This window comes from Collinsella sp. CLA-ER-H4 (assembly GCF_040092395.1).
Classification (GTDB): domain Bacteria; phylum Actinomycetota; class Coriobacteriia; order Coriobacteriales; family Coriobacteriaceae; genus Collinsella.
Window position 1 is genome coordinate 248216 of sequence record NZ_JBBNLQ010000002.1, and the last position, 21744, is coordinate 269959.

Genomic DNA, 21744 nt, shown 5'->3' on the forward strand with positions numbered 1-21744 from the left:
GCTACCGACCGGGCTTTTTGATATCGAAACAAAGAAAGGCCGGCGCGCTGCGTTTAACAGCGAGCCGGCCTTATCGGTTAAGCTATCGAAGCGTTCCTGCTATGAACTGAAGTTCGTTGCAGAATCTACGCTCGAAACGCTACATCTGCTTGCGACGACGATCGCTCAGCGTCACACCAGCGGCCACGAGGGTGATACCGCCGATGACGAACACCTCGCCCGCAAGAGCGGAGTCATCACCGGTCTGGGCGAGCGCGGCAGGCGCAGCCTGTTTCTTGGCAACGGGGGCCTTTGCAGCAGCCTGCGCAACCTGAGGCTTGGCCTGCGGCTCAGCCTTGGGATGATACTTGTCGTACTCGGCCTGCGCGGCAGCCAAGGCATCCTTGGCATCGTCAAGCTCGGCAAGCGCGTCGGCATAGGCGTCGTTGGCGTCGGACAGCTTGGCATCGGCATCGCTCAGGGCAGCCTTGAGACCAGCGGCAGCATCGACGGCAGCCTTGTAGCGAGCGTAGGCAGCGTTCAGCTTGACCAGCTTCTCGTTGCCCGTCGTGCCCGCGGCAAGGGATGCCTTGTGGTCGACAGCCTCAAGATCGGCCTTGAGTGCCTCATCGTTGGCAAGCTCGGCCTTGGCCTTGAAGATATCGAGGTTCGCATCGACGACGGCTTCGTTGGCGGCCTCGAGCTGCTTCTGAGCATCGGCGACACCGTCTACGGCAGCGTCATAGGCGGCCTTGGCGTCGTCGACCGCCTTCTGGGCGCCGGCGAAGCGCTGGAATGCCTCGTTCGCCGCGTCAAGCGCGGACTGCGCGGTAGCGGCCTTGCCCCGAGCGTCGACCAGAGCCTGCTGCTTGTCGGAGACCTCCTGCTGAGCATTTGCGAGAGCCGTTGCGGCAGCGGTCTGTGCAGCCTGGGCCCTCTCCACCTCGGCCTGAGCGGCGGCGTCGACCTTCGTGGCGTCATCAAACGCACTCTTTTTGCTCTCAAGATCCGCCCTTGCGGCATCGCGCTTGGCGCGCAGATCCTCGACTGAAGCGGTGGCATCGTCATAGGCCTTTTTGGCCCTGTCGGACTTTGCTTTGGCGGCATCGCGGGCGCTGCGAGCCTTCGCCTTGTGAGCAGCGGCATCGGCTGCCTTCGTCTTGCTGTCAGCAAGCGTGGCGTTTGCCTTATCGAGAGCTGCCTGGGCAGTAGCGGCCTCGCTCTTGGCGGCGTCGAGCTTGGTCTTGGGCGTCTTGACGTCGATACCCTTGAGTTTGGCTTCGGCGGCGTCGTATGCCGTCTTCGCGGCGGCGGTGCCGGACTTAGCCTTCTCGTACTCGCCCTTGGCGGTGTTCACGTTCGTGTCGGCCGCGGTATAGGCGTCGCGTGTGTCTTTCTGATTATTGAGAGCAGCGAGATATGCCGCATCGGCCGCGCCCAGCGTCTTCTGCGCCTCGGCGAGCTTGCTCTGAAGCTCCTTGAGCTGCGCCTTCTGCGCCTGCGTACCGCCAGCGTTATAGGCAGAATCGATGTAGTCGTTCACGAGCTTCTTGAACTCGGAGACCGTGAAGTCGGCCTGGTCATCGTCAGAAGTGTAATCGAATGCGGTTACCTCGGAATCGGTGTTCTTGCCGCTACCGACCGCAATACCGATTGCCGTCATACCGGAATCGATAATGTTGAGATAGTGCCCGCAGCCGTCTCCTCTTTCATTACCGTTCTCATCTTTTGTGCCGAAATACACATCTTGATAGCGGTGGGAGATATAGTACGAATCATAGCGATAAGCTATGAGGTCTTTGCCCTTTTCACTATCCGCGCCGACCTTTTTAATCCAATTCTCGTAACTATTTTTCTCCTGCGTATAGAGGCCGGTATATGGCCACCCAAGTGTGTCGACAGTCTCGCCGCCGGTATAGGCACCAAGGCCGTCGGCAATGTTCTCGGCGTTATCGAAGTAGTGGTTGGAATGCTGCAAGCTGTCGTTGTGCTTCAGAATTTGGGAGGAATACGACGCATTGAGGGCTGCTGCGGCCGTCATGCGAAGGCTGACGCCCAGCTCGGACTGCCCGTTCGCCTTACGGATGTTGTTATGGGTATCGAGATAGGTCAAAGCATTGCGCAGCTGCTCAAGAGAGAGCGGATTGGTGTTGCGGGACATGTCCTGATCGACGTAACTGTCATACCAGCCAGCCTTGTCATACCGCTCATTATCGTTATTCGCACCTGCGAGCAGAGACGATGCGGCGCTAGCATTTGCTTTCTGCTGGGCAGTGAAATCGCTGCTGTTGCTGATGTAAGCCATAAAGCCGAGCATGCCCTTATTGATGACTTCCTGGTCAACGGTCATGTTGGACCTTAGGTCTGCAATCTGCTGCTCAAGAGCCTCAACCTGGGCATTAGCAGCGTCATAAGCCTTTTCCGCGGCGTTCGAAGCGGCGCAGGCTGCCTCCCACTCGCTGCGCTTCTGCTTGCGAACTTCGACAAGCTTATCGTACGCGGTCTTCTTGTCTGCTTCGGTCTGCTGCGCCTTCTCGTATGCGGCCTTGGCAGTGTCACGCTTACTGGCCGCGTCCTTGTACTCCTTGTTTGCCGCATCGTATGCAGACTGGGCAGATGCCACGGCAGCGTTGGCGGCGTTGGCCTTCTCCTGCGCGGCGGTGGCAGCAGTTTGCGCAGCCTGCAGGTTCGCCTGTGCGGTGGCGTCTGCAGTCGTCGCGGCTTCGAACGCGGTCTGCGCGGTCGCGAGCTCGCTGGCGGCAGTGACCTTGGCAGCCTCGAGCGCGTTCAGATCGACACCCGTGCCCGAAGTCGCGACATTGAGCGCGGCCTGTGCGTCGTTCAGTTTAGCCTGAGCATTATCGCGTGCAGCGGTCGCAGCGGCAAGGGCAGCGGTAGTCTCCTGCTTCTTGGCCTGGGCAGTCGTCAGAGCGGCCTCAGCATTCTGCTTTTCCTGCTGAGCACTGGCCTCGGCGGCCTTGGCCTGGTCCAGATCAGCCTGCGCGGCAGCGACGACCTTGTTGGCAGCGTCGAGCTTGGCCTGCGCGTCCTCGACGACCTTCTTGGCGGCCTCGTACTCGTCCATACCCATGGCATCGAGCTTGGCTTGGGCATCATCGAGGGCCTTCTTGGCCTCGTCTTGCTTTGCCTTGGCATCCTTGAGCGCCTGGGTCTTATCCTCGACGCTCTTGTTGGCCTGATCGAGCTGATCGTTCAGGTCGCCCAGCTTCTTCTGCTGCTGCTCGGCCTTGTCGACGGCGGCCTTGAGCTCGTCGATCTTCTCCTGAAGCGCGGCTGCCTCGGCCTCGTTCTGCTCGGCGGCGTTATCGGTCACGGTCTGCGAGGCCTGATTCTTTTGCTGCTGCGCCTGCTTTTGAGACTGACCTGCCGCGTCGGCCTTCTTTTGGGCGGCATCGTAGGCGGTCTGAGCGTCCTTGAGCTGCTTTGCCGACTCCTCGGCCAACTGGGCGGCTGTCTTTGCGGTTGCCTGGCTACCGGCGACGACAGCGTTCTCGATAGCGCTGTCGCCCTTCGCGGCAGCACCGTTGTCGGCTGCCGGCGCGGCGATTGCCGCCAGCGGCGACATGAGCGGCTGAGCGATGAGGCTCGCCGTCAAAACAGTTGCGACGGCACGGTTGGCAACGCCTTTGACGTTGACGGCCTTTGCCCGAGGCTCAAAGTGCTGTGGGCTATAGTTTGCCATGGCTTTCTCCCTTTGACACGGATGTATCCATACGCTTCAAAATGTAGGAGCTGATTTTTGAATTCTGTTGCGCAACATTGGTCACCAGCGGATTTTTTTGAAATTCGCGCTCTCGTGCTTCACAATTTCGTCACATATGTAGGAGCTGGTGCATCATATTCTTGCGGGATCGAATTGAGTCTGTGATTTGCATTTGCTCCCGCGTCATCCGCCCTATCGGATCCCGCATCCAACAGACGCCCTGCCCGCCACGGTGTAGAGTTAGGACAACGAGCGCGTTGCGCGGACCGCGCTGGAACGAGGTGGACATGGAACTCGACAAACAACAGATCAAGCGACTACGCGAACGCCATCACCGGCGCCACGGCATCCGCCCCGCCCATAGCGAGGCCATGGAGAACGCCACCCGCTTCCTAAAGCGCGCATTCAACATTCGCGAGGGTCGCGCGCCCTACCACGTGATTCGCAAGCGCTTTGTAAACGGGGCACGCCTGACCGGCTCTCACCTGTGCATCCTCATCATCGCCATGCTCATCGCAAGCATCGGCCTCGATATCGACTCGGACATCGCCATCGTGGGCGCCATGCTCATCTGCCCGCTCATGGGCTCGGTTCTTGCCATGGCATACGGCATTGCCACGCTCGACCGCGAGATCACCGTCGAGGCCGTCGCTGGTCTTGCGCTGCAAATGGCCTTTTGCCTGGTCACATCCACGTTGTACTTTAGGCTCTCGCCCCTTGGCACCACCACGGCCGCCATCATCGACAACTCGACACCCACCGTCTGGGACCTTACCGTCGCACTCGCAGGCGGCTTTGCAGGCGGGCTGGGCAACTCGCGCGACCAGGAACCCGCCACGCTCATCGCCGGCGTGGCCGTGGCGACCGCGCTCATGCCGCCCCTGTGCGCGGCGGGCTACGGCATCGCCATCGCAAGCGGGTCGCTGTTTCTCTCGGCCCTCTACGAGTTTGGCATCAACGTGGTCTTTATCGCACTCGCGGCCGAAGCCGTATTGCTTCTATTGCGCGTGCCGCTCAAGCGCGACCTCAACGGCGACGGCATTGTGACTGCCGAGGAAAATGCCGAGGTCGACGAGCTGTCACGCAAGGTTCGCCGCCGCATCATTGTGGGCACGGTAGTCTTTGCCATCCCCTGCATCGTTATGACCGCGGGTTCCATTGGCTCGGCGCAGGCCGGCGTGCAGGACGGCTACGGCGTCACCGAAACCACGCGCGAGCTTGCGGCGGTGCTGCCAGGCTTTAAGGATTACACCGTCGCCGTCGAGACCTCGGCCACCGAAGGCGACGAGGAAGGCATCGTCGAGCGCGAGATTGTCGCCCATGTAACGACGAGCGAGGCGCTTGGGGCACACGACCGTCACGTTGCTCGCAAGCTCATCGACCTCAACGTGCCCGAACTTGATCGCGTGGAGTTTGATGTGAAGTGATGCGGAGCGCGGCCCTACAGCTCGTACTTGTACACGCGGTAGATATACTTTTCGGCTTCCATCTCGTAGGTGGTGATGGGCAGACCGTAGCGGTCGTACTCGGTAAAGGTCTTGGCCTGGCCCGAAGCCACGAGCATACTATCTGAATCGCCGACGTGCTGCGCACTGCTGACGTAGCCCGAGAACGGCACGGCGATCTGGTCTTCGAGCTCGCAGGTGCGCGCCACCTCGTCCACCGTAAAGATGCGCCCAAACGAATGCGTGCCCTTGTTGTAATCGGTCACCACCGCGGCGCCCAGCTGGCCCCAGTCGAACTTGGGATAGCTCTCGGCCGCACCAAAGTTGTTGTCGTACAGCAGCACCTGGTAGCGAGCGGTTGCCGCCGTATCGGAGCTCGGCAGATAGGTCACACTGTGCTGGCCTGCGTTGAGCGAAAAATCGCCTTGGGCCTGCAGCAACTTGTCCTCAAAGCCCGAACCGGCCCAAAAATCGGACAAGCCCACGGAAGGCTGTAGCAAGGTCATTTCCGCAACATATGTCCAGCAAAACGGGTGGTAGCCGATACGGCCACCACCCGTTTGTCTCATATCTAGCCCATAGCAGGCCAGCTACTTCTTAATGCCGTGTCCCAGACGCTTGGCGACCGATGCAACGGCCTCCTCGCTGGCCGGTCCGCAGCTCACGCAGCCATCATGGGCACGCATCTGGCCAGTGACCTCGTCCATCGCGAGCGGCGCCACCTTCTCGAGCTTAAAGCCCTTGCCGGCGCGCATGTTTTCCTTGGCCACGCTGATCATGAGCTTAATGCGGTTGAGCTGGTTGACCTCGGACGCACCGGGATCGTAGTCCACCGCGACAATGTTACTCTCGGGGTGCTGACGGCGCAGCTCCTTGATCACGGCCTTGCCCACCACGTGGTTGGGCAGGCACGCAAAGGGCTGCGTGCAGATGATGTTGGGTGCGCCATGATCGATCAGGTCGAGCATCTCGGCCGTGAGCAGCCAGCCTTCGCCCATGTTGTTGCACACCGAAAGCACCGTACGGGCCTTGTCGGCCATGGTGCCGATGCGCTCGGGCGCCTCAAAGCGGCGGGACTTTTCGAGCATCTCCTCCACCGGCGTGCGCATCCAGTCCACGAGCTTGATGAGCGCCTGCATGCCCGCGCGCGTGGTAGCGGAGCTTCCCAGCTCGTCCTTCTGCAGCTCGGCATTACTCATGGAGTACAGGAAGAAGTCGAGCAGACCCGGCACCACGGCCTCGCAGCCCTCGCGCTCGATCACATCGACCACGTGGTTGTTGGCCGTAGGGTGGAACTTGACCAAGATCTCGCCGACCACGCCCACGCGCGGCTTGGTACCCTCGCCCACAAGCGGCATGGTGTCGAACGCGCGGATGGCCTCGCGGCACAACTTGGTGTAGTTGTGCCTGTTGAACTTAGGCGCCAGCTTGCGGGCGCGCGCCATGTACTCCTCGTAGAGTGCGTTGGCGGCACCGGGCGTGGCCTCGTACGCGCGACAACGATAGAGCATCTGCATCATCACGTCGCCAAAGAGTACCGCGTAGACTGCCTGCTTAAGCAGCGCCGGCGTAATCTTAAAGCCGGGGTTGTCCTCGCCCAGCGCCACGGCCGAAAGCGAGATCACCGGGATCTCGGGGTGGCCGCTCTCGCGCAGGGCCTTGCGGATGAGTGCGATGTAGTTGGTGGCACGGCAGCCGCCGCCGGTCTGGCTGATAACCACGGCCGTCTTGGACAGGTCGTACCGACCGCTCTCGATGGCTTCCATGATCTGGCCCGTCACCAGGATCGACGGATAGCAAATGTCATTGTTCACGTAGCGCAGGCCAGCCTCGACGGCATCGTGGTCGGTCGAGGGCAGCAGCTCCAAGTTGTAGCCGGCACCGCGGAACACTTCTTTGACCAGGTCAAAGTGAATCGGCGCCATCTGCGGGCACAGGATGGTGTAGCCCTCCTCGCGCATCTGCTCGGTAAAGGGCACCTTGGGCCACGCGGTCGAAGCACTCTCGCGCTGAGCCCCAAACGTGTACTTGCGGCTCGCAAACGCGGGAGCATCCGTGGAGGGCGCCACCGGCGCGGCATCGCCCTGCTCGTAGGCCTCGCCCGCAGCCGTGGCCTCGGCCAAGCGCTCGGCCTCTTGGTCCTTGAGCGCGGCCATGAGCGAGCGGATACGGATGCGCGCGGCGCCCAGATTGGACACCTCGTCGATCTTGAGCACGGTGTAGATCTTGCCGCTGGCCTCCAGGATCTCCTGCACCTGGTCGGTGGTCAGAGCGTCCAGGCCGCAGCCGAAAGAGTTGAGCTGGATCAGGTCCAGGTCGTTGCGCATCGTCACAAAACGGGCGACGGCGTACAGGCGGCTGTGGTACATCCACTGGTCGACGACGCGAATCGGACGCTCGGGCTTTACCAGATGCGCAAGCGAATCCTCGGTAAAGACCGCAAAGCCAAAGCTCGAGATAAGTTCGGGCAGGGCGTGGTTGATCTCGGGGTCGTTATGGTAGGGACGACCGGCGAGCACGATGCCGTGACCGCCATGGTCCTCGACCCACTTAAGAGCCTCCTCGCCCATGGTCTGGATATCCTCGTGGAAACGCGCATCGGCCTCAAAAGCAGCGTTGACGGCGGCATCGACCTCGGAGCGCGTGATCTTGGGACCGCGCACGCGACCGCGACCGGCTTGCGCATCGGCCACACGGTCGACGGCGAGCACCTGGTACAGACGGCGCTTAAGCTCGGTCTTATCGTGATACGGCACAAACGGATACAGGAACTCGATGTTCTGTTCGCGAATCTCGTCGATGTTGAGCGCCAGCGCTGTGGGGTAGCTCATGACGATGGGGCAGTTGTAACAGTTGCCAGCCGTCGGATCCTCCTTGCGCTCCCAGCGCACGCACGGCATCCAGATGAAGTCGACATCGCGGTCGATGAGGTTCATCACATGGCCGTGGCTCATCTTTGCCGGGTAGCACACGCTCTCGGACGGCATGGACTCGATGCCCGCCTGGTAGGTCTTTTTGCTCGACTGGTCGGACAGCTGCACGCTAAAGCCCAGGCGCGTAAAGAACGCGTGCCAGAAGGGGTAGTTCTCGTACATGTTGAGTGCGCGCGGGATACCCACGGTGCCACGCGGGGCCTCGTCGGGACTCAGGATCTCGCGGTTAAAGAGCAGCTCGTTTTTCTTTTTGAAGAGGTTGGGGGCCTCGGTCTTCTGCTTTTTGTGGCCGGCGCCCTTCTCGCAGCGGTTGCCGGTGATAAAGCGCCTGCCGCCGCCAAAGTCGTTGACGGTGAGCTGGCAGTTGTTGGAGCAACGGCCGCAGCGGACATGCTTTTGCGTCACGGTGAGGTGCGCGATGTCCTCGGCTGAAAGGATGGTCGAGGTGCCATCGGCGCCGGCGCGATCGCGAGCGAGCAGGGCCGCACCATAGGCTCCCATGCAGCCGGCGATGTCGGGACGCACGGCATGAACGCCGGTGAGCTGCTCAAATGCGCGAAGCGTGGCGTCGGACATAAAGGTGCCGCCCTGGACGATCACCTGGCTGCCGATCTCCTTGGGGTCGCGCAGCTTAATGACCTTGAACAGGGCATTCTTGATGACGGAATAGGACAGGCCGGCCGCGATGTCGCCCACCGTGGCGCCTTCCTTTTGCGCCTGCTTGACGCGCGAGTTCATAAAGACCGTGCAGCGGCTACCCAGGTCGACGGGGGCCTTGGCATGGATAGCGGCATCGGCGAACGCGCGCACGTCCATGTTCATAGAGACGGCGAAGCTCTCGATAAAGCTACCGCAGCCCGACGAGCAGGCCTCGTTGAGCATGATGTGCTCGATAACACCGTCCTTGACGCGCAGGCACTTCATGTCCTGGCCGCCGATGTCCAGGATAAACTCGACGCCGGGCAGGAATGCCTTGGCGCCGCGCAGGTGCGCAACGGTCTCGATCTCGCCGGAGTCGGCCTTGAGCGCCTCGATGAGCAGCGCCTCGCCGTAGCCCGTAGTTGTCACGTGGCCGATGGTGCAGCCAGCGGGGATGTGGTTGTAGAAATCGGCCATGATGACCTTGGCCGTGCCCAGGATGTCACCGTTGTTGTTGCCGTACCAGGTGTGCAACAGCTGGCCGTCCTCGCCCACGAGCGCGGCCTTCATGGTGGTGGAGCCGGCGTCGATACCGATGAACACGCGGCCGGTGTAGCCGTCGAGCTTGCCCTTGGGGACGACCTCGGTGTCGTGGCGAGTCTTGAACTCGGCAAAATCCTCGTCGGTGGCAAAGAGCGGATCCAGACGCTCGACCTCGGCACCCTGTGTGTCACCCAAGGCATCTATAGCCTCGATGAGCTGCGGGAACGTGCTGAGCTTGTTGGACTCATGCGCCATGGCGGCGCCGCTCGCCACAAACAGGTGAGCGTTTTGGGGCACAATGCGGTGCTCCTCGTCCAGGTTGAGCGTGAGGTAGAAGCGGTGGCGCAGCTCGGAGAGGTACTGCAGCGGGCCGCCCAGGAAGGCGACGTTGCCGCGGATGGGACGGCCGCACGCCAGACCCGAGATGGTCTGGGTCACGACGGCTTGGAAGATGGAAGCGGCGACGTCCTCGGGACGGGCGCCTTCGTTGAGCAGCGGCTGCACGTCGGTCTTGGCAAAAACGCCGCAGCGGCTGGCGATGGGATAGATGGTGGTGGCGTTGGCCGCGAGTTCGTTAAGGCCGCTGGCGTCGGTGTGCAACAGAGTGGCCATCTGGTCGATGAAGGCGCCCGTGCCGCCGGCGCAGGTGCCGTTCATGCGCTGCTCGATGCCGTTGTCGAAGTAGATGATCTTGGCGTCCTCGCCGCCCAGCTCGATGGCGACGTCGGTGGCCGGGATGAGGGTCTCGACGGCACGCTTGCTGGCGATGACCTCCTGGACAAACTCCAGGTCGAGCCACTGGGACAGCAGCAGGCCGCCCGAGCCGGTAATGGCGCAGGTCATCTGGGCCGTCGGCAGCACGGTCGCAGCGCCCTCGAACAGGTCGCGGGCACAAGCGCGGACGTCGGTGTGGTGGCGCTGGTACTTGGCGTAGACGATCTGGTTGTCGTCGTTGAGCACGGCGAGCTTGACGGTGGTGGAGCCCACGTCGATGCCCAGGTGCAGGTTGCCACGAGCGTTCTCGGGGTTGAAGATCGCGCCTTCGGGGGCCTGGGCGGCAGTGGCGGCTGCGGGCTCGGCTACGACGGACGTGGCTGCGTCGGCGGCAAGCGTCTCCCCCGCCGCGTTCTTGGCATCGGCAACTGCCTCGGCAACTTTCTCGGCAGCCGCGGTCGCGGCCTTCTGCGCGGCGTCCACCACGGCAGGCGCGGCCTCGCGCGCGGCAGCAACCATACGGTCCTTAATGCCCTCGACGAGTTTGCTCATTTTCTCTCCTCTTAGTTGTTGGACTCGACGGCTGCGGCGGTGTCGGCCGCGTCCTCGAGCTGCAAATTCAATAACTTCATGCCGTATTCCGGCACGTTGATATCGATGGGTTGGCCATACAGATCACCAGGGCGCACAAAAGCGAGCACCGTCATAATGCGCGCCATGGCCTCGGGCGATTCGGTGAGCCCACGCTCAAACCAGCGCTGAATCATGCCGACCTCGGCACTCACGACATAGGTGACGTAGTAGTCAAAGAAGGTGCCCAGCGCCAAGCCCAAAATGCCCGTCTGTGCACGCGGCACCACGGCCTCGCGTGCGGTATCGATGATCTTTTTAATAAAGGCGGGGTCGCCGCTCGGGCCCAGTAGGGCCCCGATAAGGTCGCGATTAGCCGCAAGATAGCGAAGCAGCTCAACCGAACCGGGTGCTGGCTCGAGCTCATCGATGTTGTGATAGAGGTCAGGCAACTGAGCTGCAGTGATGAGCTCAATGCGCTCACGGATCTCGGCCAGCAAGCCATCCTCGATTTGATTGATAAAGTCGGGAATATCGCGGTAGTGCGAATAGAACGTGCGGCGCGTAAGGCCGGCACGCTCGGTGAGCGACGCGACATTAATGCGCGAAAGGTCGCCGCTTTCGGCAAGCTCGCTGGCAAGTGCCTGGCGAAGGGCACGCTGCGAGCGAAGAGACCGGCGATCGCATTTCTCGAGCTGGGACAAGCGTCCTCCTTGTTACTCAGCCTGTGCGCTATTGCACAGTGCGAGTATTATTGCACACCGTGTGCATCAACACGTAAAGGCAATATTTGGAATGTGACGAAGGGACAGCCTCTTTGTCACATCCAGCGACCGCCTAGGTTGTGCCGGTTGTGCCAGGCTTTTAGAGCGGCATTACCGATTGTCCAAAATGTCATTCGTGGGTAGAATAGTGTCGACGGCAGCCCAAGTTCTGGAAAGCTGGGCAGCGCCGTTGCTTGGATTAAGGGGTCAACGCCTTAGCGGCGGCGACCCCTTTTACGTTGCTTCGAACGTTGCTTGAGTGCCTCGGAAAGCCCGACAAGCGCCGTGAAGAGCGAGACCAAAGCGGTCAGAAGTCTCACGAAATCAATCAAATCGGTCATGGGCATCACCTCCCATCGGATGGAGGGCGCTGCCCGGCACATGGAACTGCCGTCAACGATACCGATTCTATCAAAGCGCAGTTAGATATGCGAATGTTTGTTCGTATATAAGAAGATTGGAGCTCGGGCATGGCGAAGGAACAGTTCCTTTGCCATGCCCGAGCTTGTTGCCGGACTGTCACCTACATTTTTCGAGTTATTCGGCCACGCTGCTGGTTCTGTATAACTGCACCGCTGGGATTATCTGAGGGTTTTTGTCCTTATTTGAGTGCATACATGCCCATTTGCACACTTACGTCGCCGAATCAAACACCATTAGAGGTGTGAATGTTCCCGAGACGGCAACTTTAGCCCTTGAACGGCCTCCGGCAGGCCGAATAACTCGAAATTTGTTGGTGGCGAAAGCGTAACAGTCCTATACGCCAAAAGCCGGCATCTCCCATGCGACAAAGGGGCTGTCCCTTTATCACATTATTCGATGACGGTGCGGGAGTTTTGCTTGCGCATGGTGGCGAGCATGTGTTTGGGGACGGCATGAACCATGCAACTGCCGATAGTTGCACTCGCGGCGGCCTTGGCGGCATCGCTGCCGTTTTTGGTCGCGTAGCTGTGACGGAAGCGCTTGAGCATGGCGATATCGTTGCCGCCGTCACCGTAGACCGCAACCTCGTCTTCGGCAATACCGTAGTAGCCCGCCAGCCAGGCCACGCTCTCGCCCTTGTTGCACGCCACGTCCGTGATCTCGAACATCACCGGATCGAACGGCGCGTTGACCACGCGGTCCGATCGCTCGGCCAAATATGCTTTAAGGTCGCGCTCCAGCTCGGGTGAGGTCACGCGACAATTGATCTTGCATACATCGTGACGCAAGATATCGCCGATCGACTGATCGAAATACTGCTCCTCATGATACCCGCCACGTGCACGCATGCCGCGCATCACAATACGCTTGATGGGGCTGTCCTTTTTAAAGCCCGCCTGATGCATCTCGAACGAACCGCTCGAGAACGTGCCATCGGGTGTGGAGCAATCAAAGCAAATGTCCGGGAATGCCTTGAGCAGCTCCTCGGTAACCTGCGGATCGATGGTCCAGGTCTTGAGCACCTCGCCATGGCTGTCGCGCACGATGGACCCATTGGAGCAGCAGGCGTCAAGCGCCAGACCCGTAAAGCCATGCTCGCCGACCGGCAGCGTCGAGCGTCCGGTCGCGGGAACCACATGCAGGCCAGCCTCGGTCAGCTCGCGAATGGCACGGCGGATGGTCCCGTCTGCCTCGTGCAGGGCATTCAGCAGCGTTCCGTCTAAGTCACTCGCAAACATCTTGATCATGGATATGCCTCTCCTTCGTCTGCACGATATTGTAGACGAGAGCGGGCGCGCCCCAAGAGAGACGCGCCCGCTAGGCGAAAGATTGTCCTACACCGCGGCGGGACCGTGTTCGCCGGTACGTATGCGGATAACTTCCTCGACCGGCTCGACCCAGATCTTGCCATCGCCGACGGCACCGGTGCGAGCGGCGTTGCAGATGATGTCGACAATGCCGTCGACATGTTCATCGGCGCAGATGAGGGTGAACTGCACCTTAGGGATCGTGTTGACAAGCAACTCGTTGCCGCGCACGTATTCCTTCCAGCCATGCTGTGCGCCGCAGCCCTGCACCTGGTTGATAGTCATGCCACGAACATCGGCAGCAAACAGCGCGTCTTTAAGAACCTCAAGCTTCTCGGCACGAACGATCGCCGTAATCTTCTTCATAATGAATTCCTCTCAATAATCAACGTATCCCTTTACATGAGACGCGGGTTTTCCAAGTGCCGCAAACTAACCTCAGAAATCAAAAAAGTTCAACTGACTGGTCTTAGCAGGTTTCCCAAGTGCCGCAGATCGGCCTGAAAGAGGAGTGCCGCGTACTTAAGGTACGCAAACGACGATTGAAGGCCGAGGTGCGGTGCTTGGGAAAGCTGCTAATCGAGTCCCGAGAAGGAGGGATACGCGCTCTCGCCGTGTTGACTTGCATCCAAGCCCAGCGCCTCGTCGGCCTCGTCCACGCGCAGGCTGCCATGGAACAGCGCCTTGACCACCGCGGCGATCACCAAATCGAGTACCAGTACAATGACGACCGTCACCACAATGCCCAAGATCTGCGAGATGAGCAGCGACACGTCGCCCGTGTAGAACAGACCGCCCTTACCGGTCCACGAAAGCTCCGGCACGCAGAACAGGCCCGTGAGCACGCCGCCCAAAATTCCGCCGATACCGTGGCAACCAAACGCATCGAGTGCATCGTCGTAGCCAAACTTGGTCTTAAGATGGCTGATAGCCAGGTAGCAGACGGGCGATACGATCAGGCCCATGACCAGCGCTGCCCACGGCTCGACAAAGCCCGCACCCGGCGTGACCACCACAAGGCCCGCAACCAAACCGGTGCTGGCACCCACCAGCGTGGGGCGACCGGTGTGCACGCGCTCGACGGCAAGCCACGAGACCATGCCCGCCGCGCTGGCCGTCACGGTGTTGAGGATGGCGAGTGCCGCCACGGCGTCGGCCTTAAACTCGCTGCCGCCGTTAAAGCCAAACCAGCCAAACCAAAGCAGGCCGGCGCCCAGCGCCACAAACGGCACGTTATGCGGACGGTAGCTCACCATGCCAAAGCCGCGACGACGGCCGAGCATTAAGCAGAGAATCAGGCCCGTCAGACCGGACGAAATGTGCACTACGTCGCCACCGGCAAAGTCGAGCGCGCCGATGATGTCGCCGATAAAGGAGCCATCGCCGCCCCAAACCATGTGGGCAAGCGGCGCATAGACCACAAGCAGCCAAATGCCCAGGAAGGCCGTCATGGCACCAAACTTAACGCGGCCGGCCAGGCTGCCCGTGACGATAGCAGCAGTGATCATGGCAAATGCCATCTGAAAGGCGATGTTGATGATCTGAGGGTAGACGGCACCGTCCGCGGCATTGCCCTCGGCCGCCTGCAGCACCTGACCGAGCACCGGCAGGCACAGCAGCTGGTCAAGGCCTCCAATAAACGGGCTGGAACCGTCGCCGCCGTAGGCCAGCGACCAGCCGGCAACAATCCACAGCACACCAACCAGGCCAATGGCGCCAAAGCACATGAGCATGGTGTTGATGACATTTTTGCGCCTGGACAGGCCGCCATAGAAAAACGCCAGACCCGGTGTCATTAAAAACACGAGCATGGTGCAGATGAGCATAAACGTTGTCGATCCCGTATCGTACATTCGCTCCCCCTTGGTCGCACGAACGTTGTCGGCGCCCATAATGCGGCCGAGGGGCAACTGGTGTAGACCAGATACGGCGTTGTTAAACGCTGCGTTGTCGAATGGAAACGGTGCCGCAATCTTGGAAACGGCGCGACAACGGACGCGAAACGAACGGGAAATACGCAAGCAAGGGAGGCGTGAGCGCGCCCGTCCCGGCTAGCGCCGAAACAGCTCGTGGGCGCGGTCGCGGAGATTAGTTGCTCGAATGACACCTTCGTAGCGATTGATGCGCAAGCGCGGGAAGGCGTTAAAGAAGCGTAGGTCGCGACGACTGAGCGATACACTCGGCACCGGACGGCTCATGCGCTTGCCGGCAAGGCGACGACTGAGCGACGGACGCGGCATGCTCGGCGCGGCGTCGGCCACGCGGCGGGCGGCAAGCGCCAGGCCGCGAGCACCATCCGCGATAAACGTCGGCATCGAAGCCTTCTCACGAAGGGCATCGAGCGCGGCGTCACCCAGCTCGGCCAACCACGCATTAACGGCACGGCTACGGATGTGCGTCTGCGCCACCGAGTCAATCGTCGATTCGGGAATGCGCTCGAGCATTGAGTCCGAGGCATCGGCAAGCGACTCGTTGATGCGGTCGGCAAGGTCGGCCCGGACGCGCTCCAGCTGATCGGACAGGCGGCGCCAGCTCGCCAACGAGCACACCGCGTCGACCATCATCGCGACCGCGACGATAAAGGCGGACAGCCGCACAATCAGCACCGGCAGATGGCCAAGCAGCCCCAGCAATGCCGGCTCCACTAAACGGCAAATACACGACGCACCCAAGCCAAACGCGCAAGCCCAGTACAGACAGATGCGTCCATGCAAGTTAAACGGCAGGTGCGAATAGTCCCAAAAGCGAGCGCCCGTTGTTTTTTCCAACAGCACGCCTACGCTGTACTCAATCACGCTGCATACGAGTGCTGCAGCGACAAACTGGCTCGAGGCATCCGGAATCCCGTGCAACAGCAGCCAGCAGGCAATGCCGCCCGCGCCATAGATTGGGCAGCACGGCCCCAGCAAAAAGCCGCTGTTGGCAAATCGTCCGTGATTGAGCATGGCACATACTGTCGACTCCCATGCCCAACCGCAAAACCCGTAAAAGGCAAACGAGAGCACCAGTGCCGAGAGTGGGCAGGCGGCAAGCGTCGCGCCGCCAAACGCCATATCAATCGCGGTTTCCACCGTCTACCCTCTCCTCTTTTCGCTCGATTCGCCACTCACGTCATCGTCCGCCTCGTCCTTGCGCCGCAGACGACCGGCGACCGTCTCGCGCAGAGCGCACCATTTATCTGCCAGGCATACAATCCAAGCCTCACGACACGTCGGCGGCACTGGCACCAGCGGAAACATATGCCGCACGATAATATTCCGCTCGCGCGGCGTCAGCTCAAAATCTTCCTCGGCACGCGCCAGAGCAAAAAATGGATGCCGGAATCCGTGCAGTCGATGGCTCGGGTCGGGATCGTGCCAGTCATAGAGAAAATAATCGTGCAACAGGGCTCCGCGCAGCAGCGAGGCACGGTCGACCGAAACACCGACGCGGCCCAGGCGCTCGGCAAAAGACAGGCTCGCCCGCGCCACCGAGGTCACATGTGCATAGACCGTCACTTCACCATGCTGGATAAACTCGCGCGTCAGGTCCAGACGGCCCGCCTGTGCCAGTTGACGGGCAGCATGGTCTACCTCGCGCGCGACTTTCTCGGCACGAACGGCATCGGACATGCTGCCTCCTTCCAGCGACTCACGGCGACAAGCCACGGCCTGCGCACAATCGATAAAAACATCATGGAACACATCAGTATGGCATCGGACAAAACGTTTTGCCCCACCAGTTGGCGAATTACCGCGCCGCCGTCACATATCAAACGCCAAAATGTGCGAGACTGTCTTGTGCAATTGTGCCGGCCGAGGGAGCGCCGGCGCTCGATTCGCATGGAGTAACCCACAACGATGCTGCTTACGCAAACGACAACGCCCGAGGACGTCAAGGCTCTTAATCGTGCCGAGCTCCCGCAGCTCTGCGACGAGATTCGCCACGCCATCCTCGAAAGCTCCGCCGCTGTCGGCGGACACGTTGCCCCCAACCTAGGCGTCGTTGAGCTCACGGTCGCGCTCCATCGCGTGTTTAACTCCCCCATCGACAAGATTGTCTTTGACGTTTCGCACCAGACCTACGCCCATAAGGCGCTGACCGGTCGCGCGTACACTTATATCGATCCGGAGCGTTATGGTGAGGCTTCCGGCTTTGCCAATCCCGACGAGTCCAAGCATGACTTGTTTGCCATGGGGCATACCTCGACCTCGGTGAGCCTGGGCTGCGGCCTTGCCCACGCGCGCGACCTAGCGGGTGACACGTATAACGTCATTACCATCATTGGCGACGGCTCGCTTTCGGGCGGCCTGGCGTTTGAGGGCTTTAACAATGCCGCCGAACTCGACAGCAACTTAATCATCGTCGTCAACGACAACGACCAGTCCATTGCCGAGAACCATGGCGGCCTGTATCGCAATCTGGCCGAGCTGCGCGCCAGCAACGGCACCTGTGAGCGCAACGTTTTCCGCGCGATGGGGCTCGACTACCGCTATCTGGACGCTGGTAACGATGTGTTGGCCCTGGTCGACACGCTGCAGGAGCTGCGCAATATCGATCATCCCATCGTGCTGCACGTCTCCACCGCCAAGGGCAAGGGCTTTGAGCCAGCCCAGAACGATCCCGAGCGCTGGCATCATGTGGGTCCGTTTGACATGGCAACTGGACGCAAGCTCTGCCCGGGCCATCCGAGCGAGCCTGCGCCGCGCACCTATGCCGACATTACGGGCGAGGCGCTCAGCGCCGCCATCGAGCGCGATCCGCAGGTCGTTGGCATCACGGCCGCCACGCCCTACATCATGGGCTTTACACCCGAGCTTCGCGCTGCCGCCGGCAAACAGTTCGTCGATGTGGGCATTGCCGAGGAGCACGCTGTGACCTTTGCCACCGCGCTTGCGCGCTCGGGCGCCAAGCCAGTCTTTGGTGTGTACGGCACGTTTTTGCAGCGCGCCTACGACGAGCTGTGGCACGACCTGTGCCTCAACGACGCCCCCGCAACCATCCTGGTGTTTGGTGCGTCGATCTTTGGCACCACGTCCGAGACGCATCTTTCGTTCTTTGATATTTCCATGCTGGGCGCTCTCCCCAATATGCGTTACCTGGCGCCTTCCTGCATGGAGGAATACCTGTCCATGCTGAGCTGGTCGCTCGACCATCGCGAGCATCCTGTGGCGATTCGCGTACCGGGCATCGGCCTGGTAAGCCGCCCCGACCTTGCGCCCGCCGAAGACACCGGCTACAGCGCCGTTCGCTACAACGTGGTGCGTCAGGGCCGCGACGTTGCCGTGCTCGCGCTTGGCGATTTCTTTGAGCTGGGTGAGCGCGTGGCAAACCGTCTGACTGCCGAGTACGGCATCGAGGCCACGCTCGTCAACCCTCGCTTTGCAGCCGAGCTCGACCGTGAGTTCCTCGATAGCCTTGCCGCCGAGCATCGCGTTGTTGTCACCCTCGAGGACGGCATCTTGGACGGCGGCTGGGGCGAGCGCGTCGCGTGCTACTTGGCCTGCACGCCAGTGCGCACGCGCACCTTCGGCATCGCCAAGGGTTTCCCCGACCGCTACGACCCCAACGAGCTGCTCGCCCAGAACGGCATGACGGTCGAGAACATGGCAGCCGAAGCCGTAAGGCTACTCAACGAGTAAAAAACCTCCGCAAGGGAAGCACCCCTGCGGAGGTTTTTGTTTTCGCGACGCGATTATCTCAATCTGTAACATCCATGGCCCGAATTCCCGTCTAACTGTTACAGATCTAGACAAGACGTCTTAGTCCCTGACCTTTGTCTCAATCTGTAACAGATAGGGACCTTTTGACCGTCTAACTGTTACAGATCGAGACATTCGAATTCCCCTGAAGAGAAAATCTCGATCTGTAACAGTCACTCGGCAAAAATGGCTGCAAATGTTACAGATCGAGACAAAACAGCAAGGCATGCCGCTGCATCGGTCAGAACCACCACAAAGGTGCCTGTCCCTTTTTGGTAGGTAGAATTACCCATAAGGTAAGTATGTTTCTGAGTTATTTCGTGTTGACCCATTTGAGCGCGATAGGGTATAACTCTACTCAACCGCTAGGGATTTTATTGAGAAAGGTGTTCTACCATGAGCAAGAACCTCTCCCAGCAGGTCGTTCTCGACCGCCGCGGCTTCGTTGCCGCCACCTTCGCAACCGTCGCCGGCCTTGGTCTTGCCGGCTGCTCCGACACCAGCGCCGAGGCCGACAAGGGTTCCGCCGCCGGCTCCCCCAAGGGCTCCGAGGATACCGAGGTTTCCGCCACGCTCGATGCCAAGGCATTCGACAAGCTCGTCAACGACGGCCCCAAGGCCGATGACGACGCCATCGCCGCCAGCACCTGGGCCACGGCCGTCAAGGACGCCGGCGTCTTTAAGATCGGTGGCGTTCAGACCTCCACGCTCTTCTCCCTCCTCAACGAGAAGGACGGTCAGACCCGCGGCTTCGACGCCGGCATCGCACAGCTCCTGTCCAACTACATTCTGGGCGAGAACAGGGTCGAGATCACCCAGGTGACCTCGGACACGCGCGAGTCTGTCCTGCAGAACGGCCAGGTCGACGCTGTCTTTGCCACCTACACCATTACCGATGAGCGCAAGAAGCTCGTCTCCTTCGCCGGCCCCTACTACTACACCCAGCAGGCCATCCTGGTGCTCGCCGATAACGACGACATCAAGAGCGTCGACGACCTGGCCGACAAGAACGTCGCCGTCCAGTCCGGCTCCAACGGCCCTGCCATCCTGGAGGAGTTCGCTCCCAAGGCCAGCCAGCAGGAGTTCAAGACCGACGAGGAGGCCCGCCAGGCACTCCAGCAGGGCCGCGTCGATGCCTACGTCATCGATAACAACATGCAGCAGAGCGCCCTGGTCCGCGAGCCCGGTAAGTACAAGATCGCCGGCAAGCCCTTCGGCAGCAAGGAGCCCTATGGCATCGGTCTGCCGCTCGATTCCGACGGTGTCGCCTTTGTCAACGACTTCCTTAAGAAGATTGAGGACGATGGCACTTGGACCGAGCTGTGGCAGATCTGCATCGGCGACCGTACGGGCGACACCAATGTTCCCGAGCTGCCCGAGATCGGCGCCTAGGCAGCAAGCCTGGTAACGGCCGCAACGAAACCATATGGAAACGCATGATGCGCTTTATTGCGGTAAACTGTTTTCTCACTGAGTTGTCGGGGCTTCCGTACACACGGGAGCCCCTTTCCTTATCGGCAGGAGGTCCGCATGAGTCTCTCCGAGCTTTGGTCGCTCTATGGCCAGAACTATATCGACGCCCTGCTAGCAACCTGGGGCATGACGCTTGAGTCGTTTGCCATCGCCATGGTGCTGGCCGTCGCCGTCACCGTGATGCGCGTGTCGCCGCTCAAGCCGCTGCGCGTCTTTGGCGACCTGTATGTCCAGGTCTTCCGTAACATCCCCGGCATCGCGCTGCTCATCATCGTCGTCTACGCGCTGCCGCCGCTTAAGATCGTTCTGCCCTACCGCACCTGCGTTATCGTCGCCACGGTCCTTTTGGGCTCGGCCTTTGGCTCCGAGAACTTTATGAGCGGCATCAACACCGTCGGCGTCGGTCAGGTCGAAGCCGCCCGCTCGCTGGGCATGAGCTTTAACCGCATCCTCGCCAAGATCGTGATTCCGCAGGCGCTGCGCTCGAGCGTGCTGCCCATGACCAACCTCTTTATCGCCGTCATGCTCACCACTGCCTTGGGCAGTCAGGTGCCGCTTAAGCCGCAAGAGCTCACCGGCGTGGTGAGCTACATCAATACCCGCTCGCTCGGCGGCGTCGCCGCGTTCTTTATCTCGGCACTCGGCTACCTGGGCACGGCCTTTGTGGTGAGCCACATTGGCAACTACATTGATAAGAAGGTGAGGATCCTCCGATGAGCAAGCACTCCACCTCCGCGCTCACCATGCGCGATGCGCTCTACGAGGCTCCCGGCCCCAAAATGCGCGCCAAGATTCGCATCGGCACCGCCATCTCGCTTGTTGCCGTCGCCGTGCTCTTCGCCCTCGTGTTGCAGCGCTTTTATGTGACCGGCCAGCTTTCGGTCCACTATTGGTATTTCTTTACGCACCTCACCACCTGGAAGTTCCTGCTTGCCGGCTTTGAGGGCACCGTTAAAGTCGCACTCACCGCCGGCGCCATCGCGCTGGTGCTGGGCTTAGCCCTTATGCTCGGCCGTACCAGCGACATTAAGCCGCTGCAGCTGGTCTGCCGCGTGCTCACGGATTTCTTCCGCGGCGTGCCGAGCCTGCTGTTCATCTACTTCTTCTTTTTGGTGCTGCCCCAGTACAAGATCGCGCTGCCGTCGTTTTGGATGCTCACGCTTCCCGTCGCGCTCGCTGCCGCCGGCGTACTCGCCGAGATCTTCCGTGCCGGTGTCAACGCCGTACCGCGCGGCCAAGTCGAAGCCGCCCAGGCACTCGGTCTCTCCAAAGCTAAAATCACCTTTAAAATCGTGTTGCCGCAGGCCATTCGGTTTATCATTCCGTCGTTGATTTCGCAGCTTGTGGTCGTAGTCAAAGACACCACCGTCGCCTATGTGGTGAGCTACCCCGACCTCATGCAAAACGCCCGCGTGCTCATTACCAACTACGACGCCCTCGTGTCGGTCTACCTGGTTATCGCGGTCATCTATATCCTCATCAACGTCGCGATTAACAAGGCTGCTGTCTACGTTTCGCACAAGACCGGCGCGACCATCATCCGCTAACG

Annotated in this window: 15 protein-coding genes; 5 read left to right on the top strand and 10 right to left on the bottom strand. The window is 60.8% G+C overall.

What is annotated here, in order from left to right; translation table 11 throughout:
* Positions 1-139: 139 nt before the first annotated feature.
* Positions 140-3682, bottom strand: coding sequence for a CAP domain-containing protein (locus tag AAAX34_RS03180; RefSeq protein WP_349109930.1), 3543 nt, complete (start codon positions 3680-3682; stop codon positions 140-142).
* Positions 3683-3990: 308 nt separating this feature from the next.
* Between AAAX34_RS03180 and AAAX34_RS03185 the strand changes: the two genes are divergently transcribed.
* A complete protein-coding gene (locus tag AAAX34_RS03185; protein WP_349109931.1) occupies positions 3991-5130 on the top strand; it encodes a DUF389 domain-containing protein in 1140 nt (379 codons plus the stop codon).
* Between the two features lie 14 nt (positions 5131-5144).
* Here the strand turns inward: AAAX34_RS03185 and AAAX34_RS03190 are convergent, their stop codons facing one another.
* The 9 genes from AAAX34_RS03190 to AAAX34_RS03230 form a co-directional block, all read right to left on the bottom strand.
* Positions 5145-5717 (bottom strand): aryl-sulfate sulfotransferase, encoded by a 573-nt coding sequence (locus AAAX34_RS03190; RefSeq protein WP_349109932.1) that lies wholly within the window; start codon positions 5715-5717, stop codon positions 5145-5147.
* A gap of 21 nt (positions 5718-5738) precedes the next feature.
* Entirely contained in the window at positions 5739-10529 is a 4791-nt protein-coding gene (locus AAAX34_RS03195) for an acyl-CoA dehydratase activase-related protein (RefSeq protein ID WP_349109933.1), read from the bottom strand.
* A gap of 11 nt (positions 10530-10540) precedes the next feature.
* A complete protein-coding gene (locus AAAX34_RS03200) occupies positions 10541-11251 on the bottom strand; it encodes a TetR-like C-terminal domain-containing protein (RefSeq protein ID WP_349109934.1) in 711 nt (236 codons plus the stop codon).
* Between the two features lie 275 nt (positions 11252-11526).
* On the bottom strand, positions 11527-11652 hold the full coding sequence (locus tag AAAX34_RS03205) for a hypothetical protein (RefSeq protein WP_349109935.1): 126 nt from the start codon (positions 11650-11652) through the stop codon (positions 11527-11529).
* A gap of 471 nt (positions 11653-12123) precedes the next feature.
* A complete protein-coding gene (locus AAAX34_RS03210; protein ID WP_349109936.1) occupies positions 12124-12981 on the bottom strand; it encodes an HAD family hydrolase in 858 nt (285 codons plus the stop codon).
* Positions 12982-13068: 87 nt separating this feature from the next.
* A complete protein-coding gene (locus tag AAAX34_RS03215; protein WP_117629936.1) occupies positions 13069-13407 on the bottom strand; it encodes a P-II family nitrogen regulator in 339 nt (112 codons plus the stop codon).
* A 209-nt stretch (positions 13408-13616) separates the two neighbouring features.
* Entirely contained in the window at positions 13617-14894 is a 1278-nt protein-coding gene (locus tag AAAX34_RS03220) for an ammonium transporter (protein WP_349109937.1), read from the bottom strand.
* A gap of 198 nt (positions 14895-15092) precedes the next feature.
* Positions 15093-16112: a putative ABC transporter permease gene (locus AAAX34_RS03225; RefSeq protein WP_349109938.1), complete on the bottom strand. Its 1020-nt coding sequence runs from the start codon at positions 16110-16112 to the stop codon at positions 15093-15095.
* Between the two features lie 3 nt (positions 16113-16115).
* Positions 16116-16652, bottom strand: a complete 537-nt coding sequence (locus AAAX34_RS03230; RefSeq protein ID WP_349109939.1) for an HD domain-containing protein — start codon at positions 16650-16652, stop codon at positions 16116-16118.
* A 228-nt stretch (positions 16653-16880) separates the two neighbouring features.
* Between AAAX34_RS03230 and AAAX34_RS03235 the strand changes: the two genes are divergently transcribed.
* From AAAX34_RS03235 to AAAX34_RS03250, 4 genes are all read left to right on the top strand, one after another.
* The gene (locus tag AAAX34_RS03235; protein WP_349109940.1) at positions 16881-18662 is read left to right on the top strand and encodes a 1-deoxy-D-xylulose-5-phosphate synthase; all 1782 of its coding nucleotides are present in this window, start codon (positions 16881-16883) and stop codon (positions 18660-18662) included.
* 456 nt (positions 18663-19118) lie between these two features.
* Positions 19119-20114 carry a glutamate ABC transporter substrate-binding protein gene (locus tag AAAX34_RS03240; protein WP_349109941.1) on the top strand — a complete coding sequence of 332 codons (996 nt, stop codon included), beginning with the start codon at positions 19119-19121 and terminating at the stop codon, positions 20112-20114.
* Between the two features lie 138 nt (positions 20115-20252).
* Entirely contained in the window at positions 20253-20912 is a 660-nt protein-coding gene (locus AAAX34_RS03245; protein WP_349109942.1) for an amino acid ABC transporter permease, read from the top strand.
* Positions 20909-21742, top strand: a complete 834-nt coding sequence (locus AAAX34_RS03250; protein WP_329738393.1) for an amino acid ABC transporter permease — start codon at positions 20909-20911, stop codon at positions 21740-21742. Before AAAX34_RS03245 ends, AAAX34_RS03250 begins: the two co-directional genes overlap by 4 nt.
* Positions 21743-21744 lie beyond the last annotated feature (2 nt).

What these genes read in the sequence shown, in the direction of transcription:
- AAAX34_RS03220 (WP_349109937.1), bottom strand. Translation starts at nt 14,894, where the DNA reads ATGTACGATACGGGATCGACAACGTTTATGCTCATCTGCACCATGCTC.
- AAAX34_RS03235 (WP_349109940.1), top strand. Translation starts at nt 16,881, where the DNA reads ATGCTGCTTACGCAAACGACAACGCCCGAGGACGTCAAGGCTCTTAAT.
- AAAX34_RS03205 (WP_349109935.1), bottom strand. Translation starts at nt 11,652, where the DNA reads ATGACCGATTTGATTGATTTCGTGAGACTTCTGACCGCTTTGGTCTCG.
- AAAX34_RS03250 (WP_329738393.1), top strand. Translation starts at nt 20,909, where the DNA reads ATGAGCAAGCACTCCACCTCCGCGCTCACCATGCGCGATGCGCTCTAC.
- AAAX34_RS03185 (WP_349109931.1), top strand. Translation starts at nt 3,991, where the DNA reads ATGGAACTCGACAAACAACAGATCAAGCGACTACGCGAACGCCATCAC.
- AAAX34_RS03195 (WP_349109933.1), bottom strand. Translation starts at nt 10,529, where the DNA reads ATGAGCAAACTCGTCGAGGGCATTAAGGACCGTATGGTTGCTGCCGCG.
- AAAX34_RS03230 (WP_349109939.1), bottom strand. Translation starts at nt 16,652, where the DNA reads ATGTCCGATGCCGTTCGTGCCGAGAAAGTCGCGCGCGAGGTAGACCAT.
- AAAX34_RS03190 (WP_349109932.1), bottom strand. Translation starts at nt 5,717, where the DNA reads ATGAGACAAACGGGTGGTGGCCGTATCGGCTACCACCCGTTTTGCTGG.
- AAAX34_RS03215 (WP_117629936.1), bottom strand. Translation starts at nt 13,407, where the DNA reads ATGAAGAAGATTACGGCGATCGTTCGTGCCGAGAAGCTTGAGGTTCTT.
- AAAX34_RS03245 (WP_349109942.1), top strand. Translation starts at nt 20,253, where the DNA reads ATGAGTCTCTCCGAGCTTTGGTCGCTCTATGGCCAGAACTATATCGAC.
- AAAX34_RS03240 (WP_349109941.1), top strand. Translation starts at nt 19,119, where the DNA reads ATGAGCAAGAACCTCTCCCAGCAGGTCGTTCTCGACCGCCGCGGCTTC.
- AAAX34_RS03210 (WP_349109936.1), bottom strand. Translation starts at nt 12,981, where the DNA reads ATGATCAAGATGTTTGCGAGTGACTTAGACGGAACGCTGCTGAATGCC.
- AAAX34_RS03180 (WP_349109930.1), bottom strand. Translation starts at nt 3,682, where the DNA reads ATGGCAAACTATAGCCCACAGCACTTTGAGCCTCGGGCAAAGGCCGTC.